This is a genomic window from Mycobacterium sp. HM-7, assembly GCF_053852335.1.
Genome location: NZ_CM132657.1, coordinates 3,451,851 through 3,474,520 on the forward strand (window position 1 = coordinate 3,451,851; position 22,670 = coordinate 3,474,520).

Here is a 22,670-nt window from a genome sequence, read left to right on the forward strand (position 1 = left end):
ATTCCTTTGTTCGAGAACGCGGTACGAGAGACCTGGATCAGGACGGGCGGGTGACGACCATCCGCACCGGCGTGGGATCGAAGCCGTTGCACGGGTTGTTGATCTGCGGGCAGTTGGAGACCAGGACGAGGACGTCGGTGTCGGCGCGCAGCGCTACCCGCAATCCCGGTGCCGACAGCCCGTCGACGATGCCCAGCGTGCCGTCGGCCTCCACCGGCACGTTCATGAAGAAGTTGAGATTCGGTGCCAGATCACGCTTTCCGAGGCCGTACCGGGCGCCTTCGATGAGAAAGTTCTCGACGCAGGCGTGCTGGTGACGGGTGTGGTGGCCATAGCGCAGCGTGTTGGATTCCTGCGAGCAGGCACCGCCGACGGTGTCGTGATTACCGACCTCGTCGGCCACCACGGTCATCAGTGCCGCGCCGTCACTGTCCCGCAACACCGTGCCGGTGCTGACGAACAGCGAGCGCTGCGCCGTGATGGTCGTCTGGGCGCTGTAGCGGCGGGAGGTGTCGTGGGCCCCATAGATCAGGGTGTCCACGGCCTGGTTGCCGTGCAGGTCGACGATGGTCAGGACGTCGCCTGCCGCGACGACCGCGGACCAGGGCCCGCGGGCCTCGACCATCTCGTCGAGGATGGTCGCGCCGGGCACCAGCGCGGGGACGGTGGTGATGGTGCTCATGCCCGTGCTCATCGGCCGGCTCCTTCGGTGAGATGCAGTGCGGTCCAGACGTCTTCGGTGTTGCGGTGTGCGCGTTCGTATTCGGGCCCGATCGTGTCGGCGCGGGCCGCCAGCTCGTCGAGGTCGGCGGGAGCCGACCAGGCCAGCACCTCCAGATCGGAAGTGTCGAACGTCGGCGCTTCGTCGAGCGGGTGTGCGGTGTTGGCGATCGCCACGATCACCGGAAAGTGCATGAGCAGTTCGATCGTCGCGCCGGCTCCGGCCGAACCGGTCGAGACGAGCCGGCCCGCGTCGTCGGCTCGGACACCGTGGAAGAACGACACGCCCGGGCCGACGTCGCGCGGACCCAGTCCGTATTTGAGCGCGGCGAGCACCAGCAGTTCCCGGCCCGCCGGGCTGTCGGAGTGCGCGGTGCCGGCCCCGTAGCAGGCTTCGTTCTGCGACCGGGTCGTGGTGCCGCACAGTGCATCGTGGTGTCCCGAGGTGTCGGCGACGATGGTCGCCAGGACTCTCCCCTGGTCATCCAGCAGCGGATGGCCGGTCCCGAGGTAGGCCTGCCACGGCACCTTGACGGTGTCGGCGGTGTTGAGCCGCTCCCAGGGCGCGTCGGCGCGCCACAGCAGCAGGTGCGCACACGCACGGCCGTCGATGTCGGTGAGCCGCAACCGGGTTCCGCGATCCAGCACCTTGTGGGTGTAGCGCCCGCCCGGCACCGTCTCGGCCCAGGTCAGACGTTCGGCTTCGACGCCGGCGGGCGGGGCCGGCCACAGCGATGCCGGTACGACGGGCATGGCCGCGGTGTGTGCGCCCGCCTGTGCGCGGGCGTGCGCGCGGGCGGCTGCGGTGGTCGACGTGGTCGAGGTGGACGAAGAACTCATGAGAATCCTTTCGGCAGTGGCTGATTGGTAGAGATCAGAGTGTTCCGACGGGGTTCGGATGGGCCCGGCGATATGGGAAACACAGCGCACCGAGTGCGACGATCGCGACGATGGTGAAGGGCCCGGCCCAGACCAGCAGCGGCATCGTGCCCGTCGGGTCGTAGATTTCCGGCCGTGGCCAGGCCAGGTTGATCACCATCGCCACGCCGTAGGCCACCGCGAAGATGTTGACCGGCAGTCCCCAACGGCCCAGCGAGAACAGTGGCCGACCGCCGGCGTCGGTAGCCGATGCGTCCCAACGCATTCCACGCAGCCGATGCGCCAGCAGGGGCGCGGTCACCAGTAGGTAGGCGATGTAGATCGCGATGATGCACACGCTGGCGAGGGTCGCGAAGATCGCGGAGTTGCCGACGTTCACCAAGAGCACACCGACACACGCGACACCGACCACGATCGCCGGCGGAATGGGCGTACCGGTAGCCGGATTGACGCGGGACAGGATCGACGAGAACGGCAGCCGCTGATCACGCGCCATCGAGAACATCAGCCGGGTGGCTGCGGTCTGGATCGCCAAGGTGCAGATGAAGATCGCGATCGCCACGTCGACGAGGAGCAGCGTCCCCCACGGCGAGGACAGCACGGCACCCAGCACGTAGGGCAAGCCCTCGGTTGCGAGCCGACCGTCGGTCAGGCTCGGCGCCGCCATCAGTGCGCCGATGATCATCAGACCGCCGCCGAGCGCCGACACGGTGAGTGCCGAGCGGATGGTGCGCGGCGCCACGCGGCGTGCGTCGCGCGTCTCTTCTGCGAGTTCACCGGCAGAGCCGAAGCCCACCATCACGTACGCGGCCATCAATCCGGAGGCGATCCAGGCCCAGCCATAACCCGGACCCGTTGCGCCGGTGTCGAACACGACCTGGGGACCACGCTGTGCGTGGGTGAAGAAGACCCCGACGACCGCGATGACACCGACGATCTCGCAGCAGACACCGATGGTCGCGACGCGCGACATCCAACGGACCCCGATGCAGTTGATCGTGGTCGTGAGCACGAGCAGCGCGGTACCCAGCAGCACGGCGTTGGCCGCACCGTCAGCAGAGGTCAGGGCGGTATCGGTGCCGATGATCTGGAATCCCGACCAGACCGACGGCAACACGACCTGCAGCGCGATGGCCGCGGCGGATGCCGTGATGATCTGGGCGACGATCATGAACCAGCCGCCGAACCAACCGACCACCTCACCGCCGAGGCGGCGGGCCCATTGGTAGATGGCTCCGGAGATCGGGTAGCGGGCCGCGAGTTCGGCGAAGCACAGGGCCACCGCGAACTGTCCGATGAACACGACCGGCCAGGTCCAGAAGAAGGCCGGCCCGCCGAAACTGTATCCGAGGCCGAACAATTGGAAGATCGTGGTCAGGATCGAGACGAACGAGAAGCCGGCCGCGAACGACGCGAACTTCCCCAGCGAGCGGTGCAGCTGTTGGTCGTAGCCGAACTCGGCAAGATCGTCGTGATCTGCCGGCGACGTGTTGGTCAATGTCATCCGATCCCGATTCTGGAGAGGCTAATACCTGTCAACTGACAGAATTGGGTGTGCCCATGACGCGGATGGGTCACCAACGTTTCCGGTGTGGGTCGCGGTGTAACAGTTGGGTTTCGCGCGAGCCGACCGTGCGCGAATGAGCGCAGATGGCACAGTGATGGCATGAGCCGCCCAGGCCGCCCCCGCCATCGCGACGCCCTCCGCCCCGGCAGTACCGCTGCCGAGCAGATTCTCGACGCCGCAGGCGAACTGTTCGTGACCAAAGGCTTCACGGTGACCTCGACGCGGTCGATCGCCGAGGCGGTCGGCATCCGTCAGGCGTCGCTGTACCACCACTTCCCCAACAAGGAAGCCATTCTCGAAGCTCTGCTCGACGCGACGGTGGTGCCGTCGCTGGAGTTCGCGCGGCGTGTGACGCGGTCTGTCGACGATCCGCGGACGGCCCTGTGGGCCGTGACGGCCGGCGACGCGGCCAAGCTGTTGTCCGTGCCGTGGAACCTGGGCCGGCTCTATCTGCTGCCGGAGGTCGACGGCATCGAGGGCTTTCATCGCCGCCGCCGCGAGCTGCATGCCGTGTACCGCGAATTGGCGGTCGACATCGTGGGCGGCGTCGACGACTTCCGCTGCAGCCTGCCGGTGCGCCTGACCGAGACCGTCATCGCGCAGCGCGTCGACGACCCGGACATCTCCGGCGACGAAGTGGCCGGAGAAAGAGTGGCAGAAGCCATCGCCGATGCCGCGCTGCGGGTACTTGGCGTCGACGTAGACGAGGCGCTACGGGCCGAGGGCCGGGCCCTGGTCGAGCGGCACCTGCTCGCGCCGAGTTAGGCCTCGGGGGCGAGCAACTGGTCGGCGTCGAAGCAGCTGTGGTCGCCGGTGTGGCACGCCCCGCCGACCTGATCGACCTCGAGCAGCACGGCATCGCCGTCGCAGTCCAGCCGCACCGAGTGCACGTGCTGCGTGTGGCCCGACGTCAGGCCCTTGACCCACTGTTCGCCGCGGGAGCGGGAAAAGTACGTCGCCTCACGGGTTTCCAGGGTGCGGGCCAGCGCGTCGTCGTCCATCCAGGCGACCATCAGTACGTCACCGGTGCCACGCTGCTGCACCACGGCGGTGAACAGCCCGGCCTCGTTGCGCTTGATGCGGGCAGCGATTCCAGGATCCAAAGCACTCATCGGATCGGACCTCCATTCGCCGATGTCGCTTCGCTCATCGAACGGGACCTCCATTCGCCGATGTCGCTTCGCTCATCGAACGGGACCTCCATTCGCCGATGTCGCTTCGCTCATCGAACGGTGATCCCTTCGGCCGCCATCGCTGCCTTCACCTGACCGATGGTCAGCTCGCGGAAATGGAACACACTGGCCGCCAGCACCGCATCGGCCCCGGCCTGCACCGCGGGTGCGAAGTGGTCGACGGCGCCGGCTCCCCCGCTGGCGATCACGGGCACGCTCACCGCGGCCCGCACCGCCCGCAGCATCGCCAGGTCGAACCCGGCCTTGGTGCCGTCGGCATCCATGGAATTCAGCAGGATCTCCCCGACCCCGAGTTCGGCTCCGCGCGTTGCCCATTCGACGGCGTCGATGCCGGTACCGCGACGACCACCGTGGGTCGTCACCTCCCATCCGGACGGGGTCGGCGCAGAGCCTTCCGCACCCTCGGGCACGGTCCGGGCGTCGACCGACAGCACGATGCACTGCGAACCGAACTGCCGCGACAGCTCCGACAGCAGCTCGGGCCGGGCGATGGCCGCGGTGTTGACCGACACCTTGTCGGCGCCGGCCCGCAGCAAGGTGTCGACGTCCTCGACCGAGCGGACCCCGCCACCGACGGTCAGCGGGATGAACACCTGCTCGGCGGTGCGGCGCACCACCTCGAGCATGGTCGAGCGGCCCGACGACGACGCGGTCACGTCGAGGAACGTCAGCTCGTCGGCGCCCTCCGCGTCATACGCGGCGGCCAGCTCGACGGGATCACCGGCGTCCCTGAGGTTCTCGAAGTTGACGCCCTTGACCACCCGGCCGCCGTCGACGTCCAGGCACGGGATGACTCGGGTTGCCAGGCTCACAGGTAATCCTCCGGAACCCCAACGGATTTCACGATCTCCAGCATCCTCTCGTGCACGCCGGGCGCGGCGGCCAACGCCGACTTCGACTCCACTGTCCAGGGCGCCCCGGCGAGGTCTGTGACGATTCCGCCGGCGGCCCGCACCAGCGCCACGCCCGCGGCGTGGTCCCAGATGTGGTGGCCGAAACTGATGGCGCCGCCGAGAATGCCGGCGCCGACATAGGCCAGGTCGAGGCCGGTGGCGCCGTGCATCCGCACCCGCGAACATTCCCGCGTCAGACTCGACAGGACCGCGTTGCGCCACCGCCCCGGGAACCGGCCCTTCGAATCGATGTTGAACGTCTGGATTCCGATGATCGAGTCGGCCAGTGTGCTCGGCGCCAACGGCGGCAACACCGCCTCCCCGTCACGGACCGGCCCATCCACGGTGGCGACGTACCGCTGGCCCATGAACGGCAGCCACGTCAGCCCCGCGACGGGCGTCCCCCGCCACAGCAGGCCCAGCAGGATCGCCGCCATGGGCGAACCAGCCGCGTAGTTGAAGGTGCCGTCGATCGGGTCGAGCACCCACACCAGTTCGGAATCGATGGGCTCGCCGCCGAATTCCTCGCCGTGCACACCGATCCCGGTCGCCGACGTCAGCGCCGCGACGACCTGGCGCTCGATGGCGAGGTCGATCTCGGTGGCGAAGTCGTTGCCCTTCTTCCGAACTGCCGCATCGGCCTGGTGGCCGGCGATGAACGGAGCGACAGCGTCGTCGAGGACGCCGGTCGCGGTCGCGACCAGCTCTGCCAACTTCGCCGATTCGATCACTTCACCGCGGCCAGGGCCTCGGGCAGCGTGAACCGCTCTGCGTACAAGGCCTTTCCGACGATGGCGCCCTCGACGCCCTGCCCGGTCAGCGTCGCGATCGCCCGCAGGTCGTCCAGGCTCGACACCCCGCCCGACGCGATGATCGGTGCCTTGGTGCGGCCGGCGACGGTGCTCAGCAGGTCCAGGTTCGGGCCGGTCAGCGTGCCATCCTTGGTGACGTCGGTGACGACGTAGCGCGAACACCCCTCACCATCAAGGCGTTCCAGCACCTCCCACAGGTCGCCGCCGTCGGTCTCCCAGCCGCGGCCGCGCAGGCGCCAGCTGCCGTTCTCGAACTGCACGTCGAGACCGACCGCCACCCGGTCGCCGTATTCACCGATGGCGCGCTTGCACCATTCGGGGCTCTCCAGCGCGGCGGTGCCGATGTTCACGCGGGCGCAGCCGGTGTCCATGGCCGCCTTGAGCGAGGCGTCATCGCGGATGCCGCCGGAAAGCTCCACCGCCACATCGAGTTTGCCGACCACCTCGGCCAGCAGTTCCCGGTTGCTGCCCCGCCCGAACGCGGCGTCCAGATCGACCAGGTGCACCCACTCGGCGCCGTCGCGCTGCCAGGTCTGTGCCGCTTCCAGCGCCGAGCCGTAATCGGTCTCGCTGCCGGCCTTGCCCTGCACCAGCCGCACTGCCTTGCCGTCGACCACGTCAACGGCCGGCAACAAAATCAAACTCATAGCCCCTCAACCCAATTCGCCAACAGCGTCGCACCTGCGTCGCCGCTCTTCTCCGGATGAAACTGTGTCGCCGACAACGCGCCGTCCTCGACGGCAGCGATGAACGGCACGTGATGCGTGGCCCACGTGACCTTCGCATCGGCATGGCCGCCCCACTGCTGGGCGGCGTAAGAATGCACGAAATAGAACCGGGTGCCCGCATCAAGCCCCTTGAACAGCGTGCTGTCGGCCGCGGCGTCGACGGTGTTCCAGCCCATGTGCGGGATCACCGGCGCATCAAGCCGGGTGACCTCGCCGGGCCACTGCCCGCAGCCCTCGGTCTGCACGCCGAACTCCACGCCCTTCGAGAACAGAATCTGCATACCGACGCACACGCCCAGCACCGGGTGACCCGCGGCGAGGCGATCGGCGATGATCTTCTCCCCGCCGATCGCACGCAGACCGGTCATGCAGGCCTCGTAGGCACCGACGCCAGGCACCACCAGTCCGTCCGCGGCGGCGGCGGCGGCCGCGTCGGACGTCACCTCGACGTCAGCGCCCACCCGCTCGAGGGCACGCTGCGCCGACCGAAGATTGCCCGAACCGTAGTCCAGCACAACGAGCTGCTTCCGGCGGAGCCGGACAGAAGGCTGCGGTGTCACAACGTGCCCTTGGTCGACGGCACCCCGGCCACCCGCGGATCGGGCTCGACGGCCTGGCGCAGCGCCCGGGCCACGGCCTTGTACTGCGCCTCGGTGATGTGGTGCGGGTCGCGGCCGTACAGCGTGCGCACGTGCAGCGCGATCTTGGCGTTGAAGGCCAGCGACTCGAACACGTGCCGGTTGATGACAGTGTGGTACGGCACCGACGAACCCGCGATGGTGAAGGACACCATCGACTCGGGCTCACCGGTGTGCACAAAGTATGGGCGGCCCGAAACGTCAACGGCCGCATGGGCCAGCGTCTCGTCCATCGGGATGAACGCGTCGCCGAACCGCCGGATGCCCTTCTTGTCGCCGAGGGCTTGGCCGAGCGCCTGACCCAGGACGATCGCGGTGTCCTCGACCGTGTGGTGGCCCTCGATCTCGACGTCACCCTTGGCGTGCACCGTCAGATCGAAGCTGGCGTGCGTGCCCAAGGAGGTCAGCATGTGATCGAAGAACGGCACCCCGGTGCTGATGTCGACCTGGCCGGTGCCGTCGAGATCGATCTCGACGACGATGCTGGATTCCTTGGTGGTGCGTTCGACGCGGGCGCGGCGGGTCATGAAACTCCTTGTGGGGCTGGTTCCGATGCGGCGAGCTTGGCGCTGACTTCCAGCAGGGCATCGTTCTCCGACGCCAGACCGACGGTGGTGCGCAGGAATCCGGGAATCCCGACGTCGCGGATCAGCACGCCGGCATCCAGGTAGCGCTGCCAGGTCGCCGCGGCATCCGCGAACTCCCCGAACAGGATGAAGTTGGCATCGCTGGGGATCACCCGGAAACCCAAGTCGGACAACGCCGCTGCCACCCGGTCCCGCTCGGCCGCCAAGGTGGCGACGCTGCTCAGCGTCTCGTCTGCATGCCGCAGCGCCGCGCGTGCGGCCGCCTGGGTGAGAACCGACAGGTGGTACGGCAACCGCACCAGCAGCATCGCGTCGATCACCGCGGGGTCCGCCACCAGGTAGCCCAACCGCCCACCGGCGAAGGCGAACGCCTTGCTCATGGTGCGGCTGATGATCAGTTTGGCCGGGTATTCAGCCAGCAGCTCGACACCGCTGGGCTGCGACGAGAACTCGCCGTACGCCTCGTCCAGGATCAGGACACCCGGAGTGACATCCAGCAGCCGCCGCAGGTCGTCGAGCGGCACGCTCTGCCCGGTCGGGTTGTTCGGGCTGGTCACGAACACCACGTCGGGCTGCTGGTCTCGGATCGCCGCGACGGCCACATCCACGTCCAGTCCGAAGTCGGTGGCCCGGGTCGCCGACAGCCACTCGGTCTGGGTGCCGTCGGAGATGATCGGGTGCATCGAGTACGACGGCACGAAACCGATGGCACTGCGGCCCGGCCCGCCGAACGCCTGCAACAGCTGCTGCAGGATTTCGTTGGAACCGTTTGCCGCCCACAGGTTTTCCGCCGTGAGCGCGACACCCGTCTGCGCCTGCATGTACGCAGCCAGATCGGTGCGCAGCGCCATGGCGTCGCGGTCCGGGTACCGGTGCAATTCAGCAGCGGCCTCGGCGACCGAGGCGGCGACGTCATCGATCAACGCCTGGGTCGGCGGGTGCGGGTTCTCGTTGGTGTTGAGCCGCACCGGCACCACCAATTGCGGTGCGCCGTACGGCGACTTGCCGCGCAGGTTCTCCCGCAGTGGGAGGTCTGCCAGGGAAATCTTCGTCACCTTTCGAACCTCCGACGCACAGCCTCACCGTGCGCGGGCAGATTCTCGGCATTGGCCAGCGTGATCACATGCCCCGCAACGTCTTTCAGGGCCGCCTCGGTGTAGTCGACGACATGGATGCCACGCAGGAACGTCTGCACCGACAGGCCGCTGGAGTGCCGGGCGCAGCCGGCGGTGGGCAGTACGTGGTTGGACCCGGCGCAGTAGTCGCCGAGGCTCACGGGCGACCAGGCGCCGACGAAAATGGCACCCGCCGAACGGATTCGGCCCGCGATCTCAGAGGCGTCGACGGTCTGGATCTCCAGGTGCTCGGCGGCATAGGCGTTCACCACCCGTACCCCGGCGTCGAGGTCGTCGACCAGCACGATGGCCGACTGCTTGCCGTTAAGCGCAACCGTCACGCGGTCGCGGTGCAGCGTCGTGGCAACCTGCGCGGCCACTTCGACATCGGTGGCGTCGGCCAGCTTCTCGCTGGTGGTGACCAGCACGCTGGCCGCCATCTCATCGTGCTCGGCCTGGCTGATCAGATCGGCGGCGATGTGCACCGCGTCAGCCGAGTGGTCGGCCAGGATGGCGATCTCCGTCGGGCCGGCTTCGGCGTCGATGCCCACCTGCGAGCGGCAGATGCGCTTGGCAGCGGTGACGAAGATGTTGCCCGGCCCGGTGATCATGTCGACCGGCGCCAACTCCTCGCCCGTGGTGTCCACGCCGCCGTAGGCCAGCAGCGCGATGCCCTGGGCACCGCCGACGGCCCACACCTCCTCGACCCCGAGGAGGGCCGCCGCCGCCAGGATGGTCGGGTGCGGCAGACCGCCGTGGTCCTTCTGCGGCGGGCTGGCAATCACCAGGGAGTCGACGCCGGCGGTCTGGGCCGGGACGACGTTCATCACGACGCTCGACGGGTAGACGGCGTTGCCGCCCGGAACGTACAGCCCGACGCGCTCCACGGGCACCCACCGCTCGGTGACGGTCGCGCCCGGTGCCAGGGTCGTCGTGGTATCGGTGCGGCGCTGGTCGGCGTGCACGGCGCGGGTCCGCTCGATCGCGACCTCGAGCGCCACCCGTACGTCGGCGGGCAACCGGGTCAGCGCGGCATCCAGCTCTGCCCTGGGGACGCGCACGGCCGCCGGCCGCACGCCGTCGAACGACTCGCCGTACTCCAGTGCCGCCACCGCGCCGCGTTCGACCACGGCGTCGACGATCGGGCGTACCTTGGGCAGCACCGAATCCACGTCGACACCGCCTCGGGGCAGCACCGCTCGCAATTGCGCCGCGGACAGCTGCTGACCTCGCAAATCGATACGCGCGAGCTTCACTGCACTGTTCACCCCACTATTCTCCCAGAGCAAGCCAAATCGAATACGGAGGCGTCAATGTCAAGCCGTCAGGACCACCCCAACAACGCCGCCGGCGTGCCGATGATCTTCCCGGTGTGGCTGGAGAACTTCCAGATCAAGTACATCAACCCGGCTCTGCGCCCATTGTCCAAGAAGCTCCCCGGGTTCTCGGTCATCAAGCACCGTGGCCGCACGTCGGGCAAGCAATTCGAGACGATCGTCACCTCGTACCGCAAGGGCGATGTGCTGGCGGTCGCGCTGGCCCATGGCAAGACCAACTGGGTCAAGAACGTGCTGGCCGCCGGCGAGGCCGACATCCATGTCTCGCGCAAAGACCTGCACCTCGTCAACCCCCGTGTGCTTCCCGCGGGCACCGATGACCCGTCGCTGCCGCGGATCGCCCGGATCGCGGCCAAGCGCACCGGCGTGTTCGTCGCCGATATCGCCCACTGACAAACCGGGGGCCACGCTGAAGCTCAGCGTGGCCCCCGGTCCGTCGACGGCTACTTGCAGATGTCGTTGATCTGCTTGCTGTCGGCGCCCGCGTCGTCCAGGCGCACCTTCTGCTGCGGGTCGTCGGTCTGAGAGCCGGATGTCGCCGCGGCCCCGATGTCCAGCAGGGTGTTCGCGTACTTGCGCGCCGCCGTCGCGAGGTCGGCCGGGGCGGCCGGATCGATCCGGTTCAACAGGTACTGGCCACCGGTGATGAGCGCCAGGCGGGCGTTGGCCGCCACTGCGAGGGCACCCGTCGTGTCGTCGGGGCCGCCGGGGACCGCCAGGTTGGTGTTGATCGCGATGCCCTTGCTGACGGTCTTCATGGCGTCACAGAGCGCGATCTTGGCCGTGTCCTGCTCGGCCTCGGTGTACGTCTTGGCCTGGTGCTTGACCTCGTACAGGGCGTAGCCGCCGATGGCGGCGGCGATCAGGCCGATGACCACGGCCGCAATCGCGATGATCTGGGTGACGGACGTCGAACCCGACGTCTCGTCGGTGTCTTTTGCGGCTTTGCTCAGCGTGGTGGTCTTGTCTTCGGTCTTCTCGTCTTCCGCCATGCTCGTGATAGTAGCGGCCGAGTCAGGTATCGAGGCCGACGTCGAGCACCCGCACCGAATGCGTCAGCGCACCGATGGCGAGGAAGTCCACCCCGGTCGAGGCATAGGCCGCGGCCGAATCCAGGCTCAGCCCACCCGAAGATTCCAGCTTGGTGCCGGGTGCCCGGGCGTCGCGGCGCTGTACCGCGATCTGTGTCTGCCAGACCGGGAAGTTGTCGAGCAGCACCAATTCGACGTTCTCACCGAGGATTTCGTCGAGCTGCTCCAGCGAATCCACCTCGACCTCGCACGGCAGATCCGGCGCGACCGCCCGGACTGCCTGCAGTGCCGCGAGTACCGACCCGGCGGCCGCGACATGGTTGTCCTTGATCAGCGCGGCATCGCCCAATCCCAGCCGATGGTTGACGCCGCCGCCGACGCGCACCGCGTACTTCTGCAGTAACCGCAATCCTGGCAACGTCTTTCGGGTGTCCCGGATGGCCGTGTCGGTACCGGTCACCTCCTGCACCCAACGGGCGGTTTCTGACGCAATACCCGACAGGTGGCAAACAATGTTGAGCATCGTGCGTTCGGCCGTCAGCAGGGACCGTGTCGGGGCTTCGACGGTCAGCACGGCATCGCCGGGCTTGACCTCGGCGCCGTCCTCGGCGCGGTCGAGGATCCGATAGGCGCCCTCGCCGATCACCTTGTCCAGCACCAGAACCGCGATGTCCAGGCCGGCGATGACGCCGGGCTGCCGGGACACCATCGATGCGACGGTGGTGGCGTCGGCGGGCACCGTCGCCACTGAGGTGACGTCGGGCCCGTACCGCAGGTCCTCATCGAGCGCGCGGTCGATGATCGCGTGCGCGTCGGCCAATTCTGCTGCTGTCAATGCCATCAGTTACATACTCCTATCGGCAGGGCGGCCACTGCGCGCCCGGCGGCGTCCAGCCGCACATCGATCGACACCCCGAGCGCCGGATCGCGGTCCGGTCGGTCGCCGCGGTGGTGGCAGCCGCGTGATTCGGCCCGCGCAGCCGCCGCCGCGGCCACCGCGGACGCCGTCACGGTCAGGGCCGCGTCCTCGACGGCAGTGCGGGCCGACATGGCGGTATCGCGGGCCCCGGTGAGCATCTCGCGCAGCTGCCCCAGTCCCGCGGCGTCGCGCACCACCGATGCGTACTTCGTCATACCGCGTTGCAGTGCATCCCGATCCAATGCGGGCCGCTTGCCCAGATCCGGTTCCGGTACGCGGTTTCCACCCGCTTCGCGGGCCTGCTCCGCCGCCGCGCGACCGGCCCGGCCACCGACCACCAGGCCTTCCAGCAGGCTGTTGGAGGCCAGGCGGTTACCGCCGTGCATACCGGTGCGTCCGACCTCACCGGCCGCGTACAGGCCGGCCATCTCGGTGCGGCCGTATACGTCCGTCACCACCCCACCGCAGCTGTAATGCGCGCCGGGCACCACCGGAATCGGTTGGCGCGCAGGGTCGATACCGGCGGCCAGGCAGGCGGCGGTAACCGTCGGGAACCGGGCGGCGACGTCGGGTACGCCGCGGGCATCGAGATAGACGAAGTCGTCGCCGGTGGCCGCGAGGCGGGCGTCGATGGCGGCGGCCACGACGTCGCGCGGTGCCAGGTCCCCCATCGGGTGCACGCCGTCGGTCACGGAGTCACCACGGAGGTCACGCAGGATGGCTCCTTCGCCACGCAGCGCTTCGGTGATCAACGGGCACCGGCCGCCGGCCGCGCCGGTGTACAGCATGGTGGGGTGGAACTGGATGAATTCGATGTCACGGAGCGGCAATCCGGCGCGCAGCGCGAGGGCGATGCCGTCGCCGGTCGAACCGTCCGGGTTGGTCGTCGCGGTGTACAGCTGCCCCAGTCCACCGGTCGCCAGGATGACCGACGGCGCCGTCAGCACACCGGGTCCTTCGGGACTCAGGACCAGCAGCCCGCTGACCGCTCCGTCGTGGTGCAGCACCTGCAGCGCAACGTGATTGGGCCGGATATCCAGCGTCTGGGTCGCAGCGGCCAGGGCCCGCTGAACCTCGGCGCCGGTGGCGTCGCCGCCGGCGTGGATGATGCGGCGGCGGCTGTGCCCACCCTCGCGGGTCAGGGACCAGTCACCGGGCCGGACCTCATCGAAAGCTGCACCGGCACCGACCAATTCGCGAACCGCGGCGTAGCCGTCGGCGACGATCGAGGTGACCGCGTCGACATCGCACAGGCCGGCCCCGGCCGCGACGGTATCGGCGACGTGCGCCTGCACCGAGTCGTCGGTATCGGGGATGACGACCGCGATGCCACCCTGTGCATAGGCGGTCGCCGTCTCGCCGGACTTGCCGACGACCACGACCCGGCTGCCGGCCGACTGCGCCGCGCGCGCCGCCGCCAGGCCGGCCACCCCTGTGCCGACGACGATGACGTCAGCCCGTTGGCGCCAGTAGCCACGGCCACCGCAGGCGGCCAGCCTCCTGGACGTGGAGGCACTCACCGCTACTCCCCGCCGCCGGGCTGCCCGATCCCGATCATGCGCTGCACGCTCAACCGAGCTGCGGCCGCGACATCTTCGTCGACGTGAACTTCGTCGGCACCGTCGCGCAGGCAGCGCAGCAGCGCGGCCGGTGTGATCATCTTCATGTAGGGGCAGGAGGCCCGATCGTTGACGGCGAGAAACTCGGTTTCCGGTGCGGCACGGCGCAACTGGTGCAGCATGCCGATCTCGGTGGCGACCAGGACCTGCTTGGCCTGGGTCGCGCGGGCGGCGTCGAGCATGCCGCCGGTCGACAGGATCTTGACCCGGTCGTCGGGCACGGCACCCTCGCCCGCCAGATACAGCGCCGAGGTGGCGCAACCGCATTCGGGGTGCACGAACAGTTCGGCGTCGGGGTGCGAGCGGGCCTGGTCGGCGAGTTCGTCACCGTTGATGCCGGCGTGCACGTGGCATTCCCCGGCCCAGATGTGCAGGTTGTCCCGTCCGGTCATCCGGCGTACGTGCGCGCCGAGGAACTGGTCCGGGCAGAACAGCACGGTCTTGTCCGCGGGGATCGAGGCGACGACCTCGACGGCGTTGGACGACGTGCAGCAGATGTCGGTCAGTGCTTTGACGGCCGCGGTGGTGTTCACGTAGGACACCACGACCGCGTCCGGGTAGTCGGCCTTCCAGGCCCGCAGGTCGTCGGCGGTGATCGAATCGGCCAGCGAGCAGCCCGCCCGCTGGTCCGGGATCAGCACGGTCTTGGCCGGCGAGAGGATTTTGGCGGTCTCGGCCATGAAATGCACGCCGCAGAACACGATCGTGTCCTCGGCGGCGTCCGCGGCGATGCGCGACAGCGCCAGCGAGTCGCCCACGTGGTCGGCGATGTCCTGAATCTCGGGCAGCTGGTAATTGTGCGCGAGGATTGTGGCGTTGCGTTCCTTGGCAAGGCGGCGCACTTCGTCCGCCCACTGCGCGTCGGCGACCACGTTGCCGTACGCGGCAATCCAGTCCGAGCCTTCGGGCTCGATGGTGCGGTCCAGAACCGTCATGGCCGTCTCCTTTGAACCTGGCCAGGTTTTCGACTTATGATCGAAAACATGCCACATACTAGCACTGCACACGAAATGTTCACCTTCGTGTACCGCAGGCAAAGGCGCAGTGCGTGGCTGCCGGCCCGCTTCGAGCCGCACTCCCATGGCCAGGTGATCACCACGCCGACCCGCTCGACCAGCAAAGACGGCGGCGACCGGCCCGGCTGAACCTCACTCAGCGGCGGACTCGGAGCGATTCCGGTAGTTCTGCCAGGTCTGTCGCGTCCGGACGGCGATGGCGTCATTCGCGGTTCCGCTGCCGTCCCACAGTCCCCGACTGGCGACCAGCACGATGGGCCAGAAGTACGCCGCGACGTCGCGCACCTGGCGGACCGGGATTCCCATGGACACGGCGGCGTAGTGCAGCCAGTAATCGTCCGCGCGGGGGCACACCTGAGCGAACGCTTCGCCCCGGTCCCGTAGCGCCCCAAGCAGTTCCGGCGGGTAGGCGACGCCCGATACGCCCGTCGCAAACACCGTTTCAGAGGCCTCGGTCGTGGTGCACATCGGCCAGGTGCGGTACGGGCCGTCGCCGCGGATACGCGCACGGAAAGCGGTGACCTCGCCGGGCCGGTGTGCGGCGAGCAGCTCGGCGAGCCAGGTGGGCGGGTAGTAGACGTCATCGTCCGCCGTGACCAGAGTGCGGGCGGGTTCGTCCGGCAGTATCTCGCTGAGATACGGGAAGTACTTCTTGTGCGGTCCGTAGTCGCGGCAATAACGAATTTCCAGCCCGCGTGCTTGCAATCGTCTCAATGTTGCCGGCGGATCGAGGTACGCGTCGTGGTCATCCAGCCACAGGATCAGCCGGCGCGGCTTGACGGTACCGGCACCGATGGTCTCGATTGTTTGCCACACCGTGGAAATCCGCTTGCCGTAACTCGTCAACGACACGTTTGCGGCAGCAGCGCCGACGACCAGCTCATCTGACCTGAGGTTTCTCACAAGTAGTCGCGGAGCAAGTGCGCCCAGCTCCGCGAGGGTGCATACCCACCCGAGCGGATCCGTTGGCAGAATGCCCATATTGCGCATGACGCCCACCGGCCTTTCCCCGCGGGACGAACACGAAGAGTTGCTGCATTCGAGCGTGAGTCTAACGGCGGGGCGGACTTTCTTCCTGCCGACGCCTACGGGCGACCGGGCTGAACCTCGTCCAGCGTCGGCAATTTCCAGAGCATGCCCTGCTCGAGATCGAAACTCATGGGCTTGTATGGCAACAGTCCACTGCCGGGATAGGGCGTGTATTCCCCGAACCACACATCGCCATCGACGGCGTAGAGGTCAATGCGAATGAAATCCCAGCCCGCGCCGAGGGCACGGGCGATATCAGACATCTTTTCCAGCTCCTGGGGGCGCGGCTCATCGACGACCAGTCGGTCGCCTTGGCGCACCGGAAACTGTCGCCACTCGGCGTCCAGGAAGGTGGCGGTCAGATTCTTGCCGAATCGGCCGCGATTGACCTGAATCAGCTCGATCCGGCCGTCGAAAACGAAGAACTTGTAGTCCGTCGGTGGCTTGCCGTCCGATGTCGGAATGCGTTCCTCGATGAGCAGCGAAGGACGGGCTTGGCTGTAGCCCCATTCCCCGAGCTCCATCGGCGTCTCGTGCAGCCAGGTTTCCGTGTTCTTCAGGAGCTCAGGCAGATTCACGGCCGAGTCCGGACCGAACAATGCATGTCCGCTGCTGTGGTTGGGTTTGAGCACCCACGGCGGCAGCGTCGCCAGGTCGGGGGCGTCCCGCAGGTCGGTGCCCGACCACAAGGTCTTCGCGATGCGCAAATCCGCGCCCCGGTACGCCTCCCGGGCCATCTCCTTCATCCACATCTTGTCGCAGGCTTTGACGATTCGATCCCGCCTGTCGTGCAGGATGCGCCAGTTCACCTTCTCGTTGAATGTCTGCGGATCGGCGAAGTTGCCGGTTGTCCCCATCACTGTCCGATACAGCACGCGGCGCATCAGCCGCTTCGGAATCATGTCGATCATCCAGCGACGAGCGGGCACCAACCACGCGGGCGTCCTCCTGTACCTAAGCGCCATTCCAGTTCCTACCCCCGACAATATATTTTCGTTGCTACCTGTCAGCAGAATGAGAGAGCGGCCAGTGCGAAACCGCCCCGCGACGGCGATTCATGCCTCGTGATCAGTACTTTCAGGTAAGTCACAGCAATATAGCAGTATTGTTTTAACCTGTTTGACACTTTCAATAGTTTGCTGCAATTCATCCGTTCGACCGACAGCAATCCCCGACGACCTGCAATCCACTTCCCCCGCCGGCCGCTTTTGATCTCCCACGTTTTCGACTTAAAATCGAAAACGTGACGGATGTGGGTACTGCACACGAAGTGCTCGCCGTCGTGTTCCAGGTGCGAGCCCTCGACAGCAAAAGACCGCAGCTCAGCGTCCTACTCTGGGAACGCGCCATGGAGCCGCAACGTGGCGCATGGTCCCTGCCGGGCGGTCAGCTACGGCACGACGAAGACATGGTCAGTTCGGTCCGGCGCCAACTGGCCGAGAAAGTCGACCTGCGTCAGCTGACCCATCTCGAACAGCTCGCCGTCTTCTCCGAACCCAAACGTGTGCCCGGCCCGCGCACCATCGCTTCGACCTTCCTGGGCCTGGTGCCCTCCCCGGCGACACCCGAGCTGCCGAGCGACACCCGCTGGCATCCGGTGTCGGCGCTGCCGCCCATGGCCTTCGACCACGGCCCGATGATCACCCATGCCCACACCCGGCTGGTGGCCAAGATGTCGTACACCAACATCGGATTCGCCCTGGCGCCAAAGGAATTCACTCTCACCACCCTGCGGGACATCTATGCCGCCACGTTGGGACACCAGGTGGACCCGACCAATCTGCAGCGCGTGCTCGCCCGGCGCGGCGTCATCACCCCGACCGGCACGACGGCCCGCTCCGGACGCAGCGGCGGTCGCCCCGCCGCGCTCTACCGATTCACCGACTCGACATACCGGGTTACGGACGAGTTCGCCGCGCTACGCCCACCTGGTTAACCTACGGGCCGTGACGTAGGTCACTTTCCGGCCACATTTTGCGAGCCAGAATTGGTTTTTAAGGGTTCCTTAAGACATGATTTCCCGATGACCATGGGCAATGCAGCCAGGGCGTTCGACGCCGAGTGGATCGGCCAGCCGTACCACGAGGAACTCCGATCCGGCATCCGCCCACTGCGGCCCAGCGAGGACACGTTCTACGTGCCGCCCGTCGGCTTCGAACTGACCGCACCCGGCACCGTCCTGCGGTCACGCGACGTCGAACTCGGGTTCATGGGCGCCATCCCCCAGGGCGTCACCGCCACCCAGTTGCTCTATCGCAGCACCGACCTCAACGGGAGCGCGCAAGCCGCGGTGACCACGGTCCTGCTGCCCGTCGGCCACACCCCGGACACCCGCTGCCCCATCGTGTCCTATCAGTGCGCCATCGACGCGGTCTCCGACGCCTGCTTCCCGTCCTACGCGCTGCGGCGCCGCGCCCGGGCCCTCGGCTCGGTCGCACAGCTCGAATACGTGCTCGTGGCCGCCGTCCTCGCGCAGGGCTGGGCCGTGTCCATCCCGGATCACGAAGGCACCGACGGCATCTGGGGCGCCCCGCACGAGCCCGGGTACCACATCCTCGATGGCCTGCGCGCCGCCATCAACACCGAGTCCCTCGGCCTCTACGCCGACGCGCCGATCGGCCTGTGGGGCTACTCGGGCGGCGGACTCGCCAGCGCCTGGGCGGCTGAGGAGTGCGCCAACTACGCACCCGAGCTCAACGTCGTCGGTGCTGCTCTCGGCTCCCCCGTCGGCGACCTGGCCGAGGTGTTCCGCCAGCTCAACGGCACCGCCAAGGCAGGCCTGCCCGCCACCGTGATCGCGGCGCTCATGCACATCTACCCCGGCCTCAAGCGCGTCATCCATGAGCACGCCACCGAAGCCGGTAAAGCCATGCTGCGCAACATCGAGGGCATGACGACCGCCGAGGCAGTCTTCCGGCACGCCGGACTGGACTTCGACAGCCTGCTGAAGTCGCCGTTGCAGGAGGTGCTGGACACCCCGGAGGTGCAGCACGTCTTCGAGAGCATCAAGCTCGGCAAGACCGCGCCGACCCCGCCGCTGCTGATCATGCAGGCCGTGTACGACCAGATCATCGCCGTCGGGAACATCGATGAACTCACCGACACCTACGTCATGGGTGGCTCGCATGTGACCTACCACCGCGACATCCTCAGCGAGCACATCGCGCTGCACCCGCTGGCTGCGCCGATGGCGCTGAACTGGCTCGCCGAGCGATTCGACGGCAAGCCGCTCGGCCCGACCGTACGTACCTCGTGGCCGGCCCTGCTGAACCCGGCGACCTACCTCGGCTTGCTCAAGCTGGGCGTGGTCAGCACGAAGGTTCTGCTGGGACTTCCGATTGGACGTCGGTAGCCGCAGGAGCGACGGTGGCCGGTAGCCGGACAGGCGCCGGCTCCACCCGTGGCCACGCACCGAGATCGTCGCGCCTGGTCGCCAGCGTGCAGAACAGATACACCAGCGCGGCGATGCCGGCCGGAAAGCACAATGTCGTCGCGATGATCCACGGCGAATGGCCGAAGAACACCGGCGGCGCCTCGACGAGGTAGCCCACCCGGTGCTCGGGAGACAGCGGCGCACCCGCGAGATCGGGCGTCCCGTAACGCCAATGAGCGACGACGGCGCCGACGCCGGCGAATGCGCCCGCGGCGGCCACATTGCCGAGCGCCAGCGCGCCGGCCAGGACCGGTCCGCGATGCGCCCGCCACTGCCACACCGCCGTCGCGGACACCACGGCGATCACCGTCAGCAGGCCGACGGCCAGCGCACCGCCCAGGAAAACCCGGTCCGACTCGTCGCCGAAGTACCCGTGAATGCGCTGACCCTTCTTGGTCAACGCGACGACCGCATCGACGGGCGGGGCGAGAAACGCCCACAGCACGCCACCGAGCGCGCCCGTCAGCGTCAGGCCGACGACGACCCGCAGCGCCGCGGCACCACGCGAAAGCTTCGGCCGCTCAAGAGTTTTGGCGCGTTCGACGCCGTCAGTCACCGCTGGGTCTCCAGGTCCTTCGAGTCCACCACCCCGTGCCGCGAGCACTTGGCCCACCAACCGTCGGGGCGCACCTGCACCACCATGCGCCGGCCGCATTCGGCGCACCACCGGGGTGCCTCCAGACCGAGCTGCGCCGTGGTCGGCATGACGGCGCCGTCGACGGCGTCGGCCGCGACACCGGTGTACACGTTGAACTTGCCGGCACTGACAGGTGCGGGCAATTCTCTGGTCATCACGTTCAGTTCTACAGGGTGGCGTTCAGAGCCTTGATCGGCATCTGCAGATCGTCCAGCAGTTCCAGATCGGACTCCGCGGGGCGACCCAGCGTCGTCAGGTAGTTGCCGACGATGACGGCGTTGATGCCACCGAGGATGCCCTGCTTGGCGCCGAGGTCGCCGAGGGTGATCTCGCGACCACCGGCGAACCGGAGCATGGTGCGCGGCATGGCCAGACGGAACGCGGCGACGGCGCGCAGCGCGTCGGCGGCCGGCAGCACCTCGAGGTCACCGAACGGGGTGCCCGGGCGCGGGTTGAGGAAGTTCAGGGGCACCTCGTGCGGGTTGAGCTCGGCCAGGTTGGCGGCGAACTCCGCACGCTGCTCCAAGGTCTCGCCCATGCCGAGGATGCCGCCGCAGCAGACCTCCATGCCGGCCTCGCGGACCATTTCCAGCGTCTTCCAGCGCTCTTCCCAGGTGTGGGTGGTGACGACGTTGGGGAAGTACGACTTCGAGGTCTCCAGGTTGTGGTTGTAGCGGTGCACACCCATGGCCTTGAGCCGGTCGACCTGCTCCTGGTCGAGCATGCCCAGCGAGCACGCGATCTGGATGTCGACCTCATTGCGGATGGCTTCGATGCCGGCGGCCACCTGGGCGAGCAGACGCTCGTCGGGCCCGCGCACCGCGGCGACGATGCAGAACTCGGTGGCACCGGTCTTGGCGGTCTGCTTCGCGGCCTCGACGAGGCTCGGGACATCCAGCCAGGCGCTGCGCACCGGCGAGGCGAAAAGTCCCGACTGCGAACAGAAGTGGCAGTCCTCGGGGCAGCCGCCGGTCTTGAGGCTGATGATGCCCTCAACCTCGACCTCGGGACCGCACCACTTCATGCGCACGTCGTGCGCGAGGGCCAGCAGGTCTTCCAGTCGGTCGTCGGGCAGCTGCAGAACCTCGAGCACCTGTTCCTGGGTGAGGCCTTCGCCACGCTCGAGCACCTGCTCGCGGGCTACACCCAATACATCGGTCGTGGCCTGAGTCATCGGCACTCCTTACTCCAGGCCGACTGCGGCCTACAACTTGAACGGTGTTTAGGATACAGACGTGCAACTGCACCGAAGCGACGTGGTGGCCAAGGCCGCCGAGATCCTGGACAACTACGGGATCGCCGACCTGACCATGCGCAGGCTGGCGCGTGAACTGAGCGTCAGCCCCGGCGCGCTGTACTGGCATTTCGCCGACAAGCAAGAGCTCCTGGGCGCTGTCGCCGATCGGCTGCTGGCGACCGCCGCCGCCGTCACGGTCACCGGCGCGTGGCCCGACCGCATCGTGGCCCTGTGCTCGTCGTTGCGCGACGCGCTGCTGTCCGCGACCGACGGCGCCGAACTGGTCTCAGCGAGTTTCTCCGCCGGCCGATCAGCCGAGCTGAGCCGCATCGTGGCGGCCCTCACCGACGCGTGCGTCGAATCGGGACTCACCGCGCACGATGCCGACCTCGCGGCTCGCACCATCGTCTACTACGTATTGGGCTTCACCGCCGACGAGCAATCCCGCATCCAATGGGACGCGGCCGGCGCGAAAGTCGCCGGTGGCGACACCGTGTGGACCGAAAATGCCGGCGGCCGTTTCACTTTCGGCCTGGACCTGCTGGTCGACGGGCTCGCGGCGCACGCCATCAGCCGGCGCGACTGAGTGACGCGCCCCAGCAAGTACGTGGTTGCGATCACGGTACGGATGTGGCGATGGTTTTTGCACTCAGGGACGCCTGACAGCCTGCTACAGTCCCTGGCTTCAATAAGTGTGGGTGCCGATGCCCCGTGATGAACCCAGGGAGATCCAGGCCAGGCCTGTGCTCTCTGCACCAACGGGGGCGAGTCAGCTGAGCTGAATCTCTGTGCGCTCGTTACCGTTCCACAGTCGCAGCCCACTGGCGGTCGCGCTGATCTCGGCAGGCCGGCCGGCGACGCCGAATGCGCGGGCGAGCCGGTCCGCCGGGACATGGCGCGCCAGGGTGACGTGTGGCGTCCAGTCGCCCGGTTCGGTGTGCGGCATGGGGCCCGGCCGCAGGTACGGCGCACTGAGCCGGCAGACCTCGGCGTGCAGGTCGAGCAATTCGATGCTGGGCACCACCAGGCGGGTCAGGATCGCGGCTTTTCGTCCGAACACCAGGGCCGCCCCGACGTGGACCCGGAACGGAAACCGCCCGGCGAGACCGGCCAGCGCAGGCAGAACGGCGTCATCGATCTGGTCCGCGACGGTCAAGGTGGCGTGCGGGCGCGCCGAGGGCGGTGGAGCGGCAATTCCGTTGTCGCGCAACTCGTCCCAGGCGCGTCTGATCAAGGCCTCGGTGTCGAGGTCGAACAGCAGCTCGACCGAGTGCACCATG

Annotated in this window: 27 protein-coding genes; 6 read left to right on the top strand and 21 right to left on the bottom strand. The window is 67.8% G+C overall.

What is annotated here, in order from left to right:
- Nucleotides 1-37: 37 nt before the first annotated feature.
- Genes ACWW1C_RS16630 through ACWW1C_RS16640 form a run of 3 tightly spaced genes read right to left on the bottom strand, consistent with a single transcriptional unit; the run spans nt 38 to nt 3,103 of the window.
- Complete coding sequence (locus ACWW1C_RS16630; RefSeq protein WP_455984320.1) at nt 38-682, bottom strand: urea amidolyase associated protein UAAP2; 645 nt, start codon at nt 680-682, stop codon at nt 38-40.
- 8 nt (nt 683-690) lie between these two features.
- A complete protein-coding gene (locus tag ACWW1C_RS16635; RefSeq protein ID WP_455979406.1) occupies nt 691-1,560 on the bottom strand; it encodes an urea amidolyase associated protein UAAP1 in 870 nt (289 codons plus the stop codon).
- 34 nt (nt 1,561-1,594) lie between these two features.
- A complete protein-coding gene (locus ACWW1C_RS16640) occupies nt 1,595-3,103 on the bottom strand; it encodes an amino acid permease (RefSeq protein ID WP_455979407.1) in 1,509 nt (502 codons plus the stop codon).
- 162 nt (nt 3,104-3,265) lie between these two features.
- Here ACWW1C_RS16640 and ACWW1C_RS16645 point away from each other — a divergent pair, with 162 nt between their 5' ends.
- The gene (locus ACWW1C_RS16645; protein WP_455979408.1) at nt 3,266-3,931 is read left to right on the top strand and encodes a TetR/AcrR family transcriptional regulator; all 666 of its coding nucleotides are present in this window, start codon (nt 3,266-3,268) and stop codon (nt 3,929-3,931) included.
- On the opposite strand, the gene hisI is transcribed toward ACWW1C_RS16645, so the two are convergent.
- From hisI to hisD, 8 genes are all read right to left on the bottom strand, one after another.
- Nucleotides 3,928-4,278 (bottom strand): phosphoribosyl-AMP cyclohydrolase, encoded by a 351-nt coding sequence (gene hisI / locus ACWW1C_RS16650; protein WP_455979409.1) that lies wholly within the window; start codon nt 4,276-4,278, stop codon nt 3,928-3,930. The two genes, ACWW1C_RS16645 and hisI, sit on opposite strands and share 4 nt — an antisense overlap.
- A gap of 110 nt (nt 4,279-4,388) precedes the next feature.
- A complete protein-coding gene (hisF, locus tag ACWW1C_RS16655) occupies nt 4,389-5,198 on the bottom strand; it encodes an imidazole glycerol phosphate synthase subunit HisF (RefSeq protein WP_455984321.1) in 810 nt (269 codons plus the stop codon).
- Nucleotides 5,168-5,983 (bottom strand): inositol monophosphatase family protein, encoded by an 816-nt coding sequence (locus ACWW1C_RS16660; RefSeq protein ID WP_455979410.1) that lies wholly within the window; start codon nt 5,981-5,983, stop codon nt 5,168-5,170. Before ACWW1C_RS16660 ends, hisF begins: the two co-directional genes overlap by 31 nt.
- Nucleotides 5,980-6,711 carry a bifunctional 1-(5-phosphoribosyl)-5-((5-phosphoribosylamino)methylideneamino)imidazole-4-carboxamide isomerase/phosphoribosylanthranilate isomerase PriA gene (priA, locus tag ACWW1C_RS16665; protein ID WP_455979411.1) on the bottom strand — a complete coding sequence of 244 codons (732 nt, stop codon included), beginning with the start codon at nt 6,709-6,711 and terminating at the stop codon, nt 5,980-5,982. Before priA ends, ACWW1C_RS16660 begins: the two co-directional genes overlap by 4 nt.
- Nucleotides 6,708-7,352 carry an imidazole glycerol phosphate synthase subunit HisH gene (hisH, locus tag ACWW1C_RS16670; protein ID WP_455979412.1) on the bottom strand — a complete coding sequence of 215 codons (645 nt, stop codon included), beginning with the start codon at nt 7,350-7,352 and terminating at the stop codon, nt 6,708-6,710. Before hisH ends, priA begins: the two co-directional genes overlap by 4 nt.
- Complete coding sequence (gene hisB, locus ACWW1C_RS16675) at nt 7,349-7,957, bottom strand: imidazoleglycerol-phosphate dehydratase HisB (RefSeq protein ID WP_020103224.1); 609 nt, start codon at nt 7,955-7,957, stop codon at nt 7,349-7,351. The genes hisH and hisB overlap by 4 nt, the downstream gene beginning before the upstream one ends.
- Entirely contained in the window at nt 7,954-9,072 is a 1,119-nt protein-coding gene (locus ACWW1C_RS16680) for a histidinol-phosphate transaminase (protein WP_455979413.1), read from the bottom strand. Before ACWW1C_RS16680 ends, hisB begins: the two co-directional genes overlap by 4 nt.
- Nucleotides 9,069-10,388: a histidinol dehydrogenase gene (gene hisD, locus ACWW1C_RS16685; protein ID WP_455984322.1), complete on the bottom strand. Its 1,320-nt coding sequence runs from the start codon at nt 10,386-10,388 to the stop codon at nt 9,069-9,071. Before hisD ends, ACWW1C_RS16680 begins: the two co-directional genes overlap by 4 nt.
- A gap of 57 nt (nt 10,389-10,445) precedes the next feature.
- Between hisD and ACWW1C_RS16690 the strand changes: the two genes are divergently transcribed.
- Nucleotides 10,446-10,862 (top strand): nitroreductase family deazaflavin-dependent oxidoreductase, encoded by a 417-nt coding sequence (locus ACWW1C_RS16690; RefSeq protein ID WP_455979414.1) that lies wholly within the window; start codon nt 10,446-10,448, stop codon nt 10,860-10,862.
- Nucleotides 10,863-10,912: 50 nt separating this feature from the next.
- Here ACWW1C_RS16690 and ACWW1C_RS16695 read toward each other — a convergent pair whose 3' ends face one another.
- The 4 genes from ACWW1C_RS16695 to nadA are packed head-to-tail and all read right to left on the bottom strand — an operon-like array spanning nt 10,913 to nt 14,973.
- The gene (locus tag ACWW1C_RS16695) at nt 10,913-11,461 is read right to left on the bottom strand and encodes a hypothetical protein (protein ID WP_455979415.1); all 549 of its coding nucleotides are present in this window, start codon (nt 11,459-11,461) and stop codon (nt 10,913-10,915) included.
- A 22-nt stretch (nt 11,462-11,483) separates the two neighbouring features.
- Nucleotides 11,484-12,341: a carboxylating nicotinate-nucleotide diphosphorylase gene (nadC, locus tag ACWW1C_RS16700; protein ID WP_455979416.1), complete on the bottom strand. Its 858-nt coding sequence runs from the start codon at nt 12,339-12,341 to the stop codon at nt 11,484-11,486.
- Nucleotides 12,341-13,939 (bottom strand): L-aspartate oxidase, encoded by a 1,599-nt coding sequence (locus ACWW1C_RS16705; protein ID WP_455979417.1) that lies wholly within the window; start codon nt 13,937-13,939, stop codon nt 12,341-12,343. The genes nadC and ACWW1C_RS16705 overlap by 1 nt, the downstream gene beginning before the upstream one ends.
- 2 nt (nt 13,940-13,941) lie before the next feature.
- Nucleotides 13,942-14,973 (bottom strand): quinolinate synthase NadA, encoded by a 1,032-nt coding sequence (gene nadA / locus ACWW1C_RS16710; protein ID WP_455979418.1) that lies wholly within the window; start codon nt 14,971-14,973, stop codon nt 13,942-13,944.
- A 48-nt stretch (nt 14,974-15,021) separates the two neighbouring features.
- Here nadA and ACWW1C_RS16715 point away from each other — a divergent pair, with 48 nt between their 5' ends.
- A complete protein-coding gene (locus tag ACWW1C_RS16715; RefSeq protein ID WP_455979419.1) occupies nt 15,022-15,183 on the top strand; it encodes a hypothetical protein in 162 nt (53 codons plus the stop codon).
- A gap of 3 nt (nt 15,184-15,186) precedes the next feature.
- Here the strand turns inward: ACWW1C_RS16715 and ACWW1C_RS16720 are convergent, their stop codons facing one another.
- Both ACWW1C_RS16720 and ACWW1C_RS16725 read right to left on the bottom strand, forming a co-directional pair.
- Nucleotides 15,187-15,870 (bottom strand): hypothetical protein, encoded by a 684-nt coding sequence (locus ACWW1C_RS16720; RefSeq protein ID WP_455979420.1) that lies wholly within the window; start codon nt 15,868-15,870, stop codon nt 15,187-15,189.
- A gap of 269 nt (nt 15,871-16,139) precedes the next feature.
- Nucleotides 16,140-16,994, bottom strand: coding sequence for an ATP-grasp fold amidoligase family protein (locus ACWW1C_RS16725; protein ID WP_455979421.1), 855 nt, complete (start codon nt 16,992-16,994; stop codon nt 16,140-16,142).
- A 332-nt stretch (nt 16,995-17,326) separates the two neighbouring features.
- Here ACWW1C_RS16725 and ACWW1C_RS16730 point away from each other — a divergent pair, with 332 nt between their 5' ends.
- Nucleotides 17,327-18,019, top strand: a complete 693-nt coding sequence (locus ACWW1C_RS16730) for an NUDIX hydrolase (protein ID WP_455979422.1) — start codon at nt 17,327-17,329, stop codon at nt 18,017-18,019.
- 87 nt (nt 18,020-18,106) lie between these two features.
- Nucleotides 18,107-19,435: a lipase family protein gene (locus tag ACWW1C_RS16735; protein WP_455979423.1), complete on the top strand. Its 1,329-nt coding sequence runs from the start codon at nt 18,107-18,109 to the stop codon at nt 19,433-19,435.
- Here ACWW1C_RS16735 and ACWW1C_RS16740 read toward each other — a convergent pair.
- From ACWW1C_RS16740 to bioB, 3 genes are read right to left on the bottom strand one after another with little or no spacing between them, the layout of a single operon-like run.
- Nucleotides 19,392-20,072 (bottom strand): DUF2567 domain-containing protein, encoded by a 681-nt coding sequence (locus ACWW1C_RS16740; protein ID WP_455979424.1) that lies wholly within the window; start codon nt 20,070-20,072, stop codon nt 19,392-19,394. The genes ACWW1C_RS16735 and ACWW1C_RS16740 overlap by 44 nt on opposite strands.
- On the bottom strand, nt 20,069-20,308 hold the full coding sequence (bsaP, locus tag ACWW1C_RS16745) for a biotin synthase auxiliary protein BsaP (RefSeq protein ID WP_020103208.1): 240 nt from the start codon (nt 20,306-20,308) through the stop codon (nt 20,069-20,071). The genes ACWW1C_RS16740 and bsaP overlap by 4 nt, the downstream gene beginning before the upstream one ends.
- Nucleotides 20,309-20,319: 11 nt before the next feature.
- Nucleotides 20,320-21,327 (bottom strand): biotin synthase BioB, encoded by a 1,008-nt coding sequence (gene bioB, locus ACWW1C_RS16750; RefSeq protein WP_455979425.1) that lies wholly within the window; start codon nt 21,325-21,327, stop codon nt 20,320-20,322.
- Nucleotides 21,328-21,388: 61 nt separating this feature from the next.
- Between bioB and ACWW1C_RS16755 the strand changes: the two genes are divergently transcribed.
- Nucleotides 21,389-21,976 (top strand): TetR family transcriptional regulator, encoded by a 588-nt coding sequence (locus ACWW1C_RS16755; RefSeq protein ID WP_455979426.1) that lies wholly within the window; start codon nt 21,389-21,391, stop codon nt 21,974-21,976.
- A 183-nt stretch (nt 21,977-22,159) separates the two neighbouring features.
- Here the strand turns inward: ACWW1C_RS16755 and ACWW1C_RS16760 are convergent, their stop codons facing one another.
- Nucleotides 22,160-22,669, bottom strand: a complete 510-nt coding sequence (locus ACWW1C_RS16760; RefSeq protein ID WP_455979427.1) for a 2'-5' RNA ligase family protein — start codon at nt 22,667-22,669, stop codon at nt 22,160-22,162.
- Nucleotide 22,670: the final 1 nt, after the last annotated feature.

Excerpts from the sequence above, each read along its gene's own strand:
- ACWW1C_RS16630 (WP_455984320.1), bottom strand. The coding sequence starts at position 682 with ATGAGCACCATCACCACCGTCCCCGCGCTGGTGCCCGGCGCGACCATC.
- ACWW1C_RS16635 (WP_455979406.1), bottom strand. The coding sequence starts at position 1,560 with ATGAGTTCTTCGTCCACCTCGACCACGTCGACCACCGCAGCCGCCCGC.
- ACWW1C_RS16640 (WP_455979407.1), bottom strand. The coding sequence starts at position 3,103 with ATGACATTGACCAACACGTCGCCGGCAGATCACGACGATCTTGCCGAG.
- ACWW1C_RS16645 (WP_455979408.1), top strand. The coding sequence starts at position 3,266 with ATGAGCCGCCCAGGCCGCCCCCGCCATCGCGACGCCCTCCGCCCCGGC.
- hisI (WP_455979409.1), bottom strand. The coding sequence starts at position 4,278 with ATGAGTGCTTTGGATCCTGGAATCGCTGCCCGCATCAAGCGCAACGAG.
- priA (WP_455979411.1), bottom strand. The coding sequence starts at position 6,711 with ATGAGTTTGATTTTGTTGCCGGCCGTTGACGTGGTCGACGGCAAGGCA.
- hisB (WP_020103224.1), bottom strand. The coding sequence starts at position 7,957 with ATGACCCGCCGCGCCCGCGTCGAACGCACCACCAAGGAATCCAGCATC.
- ACWW1C_RS16690 (WP_455979414.1), top strand. The coding sequence starts at position 10,446 with ATGTCAAGCCGTCAGGACCACCCCAACAACGCCGCCGGCGTGCCGATG.
- ACWW1C_RS16695 (WP_455979415.1), bottom strand. The coding sequence starts at position 11,461 with ATGGCGGAAGACGAGAAGACCGAAGACAAGACCACCACGCTGAGCAAA.
- nadC (WP_455979416.1), bottom strand. The coding sequence starts at position 12,341 with ATGGCATTGACAGCAGCAGAATTGGCCGACGCGCACGCGATCATCGAC.
- nadA (WP_455979418.1), bottom strand. The coding sequence starts at position 14,973 with ATGACGGTTCTGGACCGCACCATCGAGCCCGAAGGCTCGGACTGGATT.
- ACWW1C_RS16715 (WP_455979419.1), top strand. The coding sequence starts at position 15,022 with ATGCCACATACTAGCACTGCACACGAAATGTTCACCTTCGTGTACCGC.
- ACWW1C_RS16725 (WP_455979421.1), bottom strand. The coding sequence starts at position 16,994 with ATGATCGACATGATTCCGAAGCGGCTGATGCGCCGCGTGCTGTATCGG.
- ACWW1C_RS16735 (WP_455979423.1), top strand. The coding sequence starts at position 18,107 with ATGACCATGGGCAATGCAGCCAGGGCGTTCGACGCCGAGTGGATCGGC.
- bsaP (WP_020103208.1), bottom strand. The coding sequence starts at position 20,308 with ATGACCAGAGAATTGCCCGCACCTGTCAGTGCCGGCAAGTTCAACGTG.
- bioB (WP_455979425.1), bottom strand. The coding sequence starts at position 21,327 with ATGACTCAGGCCACGACCGATGTATTGGGTGTAGCCCGCGAGCAGGTG.
- ACWW1C_RS16760 (WP_455979427.1), bottom strand. The coding sequence starts at position 22,669 with ATGGTGCACTCGGTCGAGCTGCTGTTCGACCTCGACACCGAGGCCTTG.